The organism is Dehalococcoidia bacterium (assembly GCA_025054935.1).
In the GTDB taxonomy this organism is placed as follows: domain Bacteria; phylum Chloroflexota; class Dehalococcoidia; order SpSt-223; family SpSt-223; genus JANWZD01.
On sequence record JANWZD010000086.1, the window covers coordinates 1 to 504 of the forward strand.

Consider the following 504-nt stretch of genomic DNA (forward strand, 5'->3'; position numbering starts at 1 on the left):
ACCCACAGCCGCCTCGAACGCTTGCTCCGCCAGACCGGCACGCCCGCCGGCCTGCTCTGCAACGGCCACGCCCTCCGCCTTATCTCGGCCCCGCGCGGCGAAAGCTCCGGCTGGCTCGATTTCCGCGTCGCCGAGATGGCGCTCACCGCCGGTCGCCCCATCGTGGCCGCCCTCCGCCTCTTGCTCAGCGAGCAGCGCCTGCTGTCCCTGCCGCGCAACCAGCGCCTGCCGGCGCTGCTGGCCGCCAGCCGCGCCTACCAGAATACAGTCAGCGAGCGGCTGGCCGAGCAAGTGCTCGCCGCGCTCTATGCCTTGCTGCGCGGCGTGCAGGCGGCCGATGCCGAGGCCAACGGCGCGCTGCTGCGCGATGTCTTGCGCGAGGACCCGAACGCGGTCTATCACGGCTTGCTGACGGTGATGCTGCGCCTGATTGTGGTGCTCTATGCCGAAGAGCGCGAGCTGCTGCCCGCCGATGCGGTCTGGACGCAGCATTACGGGCTGGCG

The 504-nt window shown here is 71.2% G+C and carries 1 protein-coding gene; it reads left to right on the top strand.

The annotated features are described in order from the left end of the window. Positions 1 to 135 precede the first annotated feature (135 nt). Positions 136 to 504, top strand: a 369-nt coding sequence (locus NZ773_16395) for a hypothetical protein (GenBank protein MCS6803503.1), incomplete at its 3' end; no start/stop codon positions are given.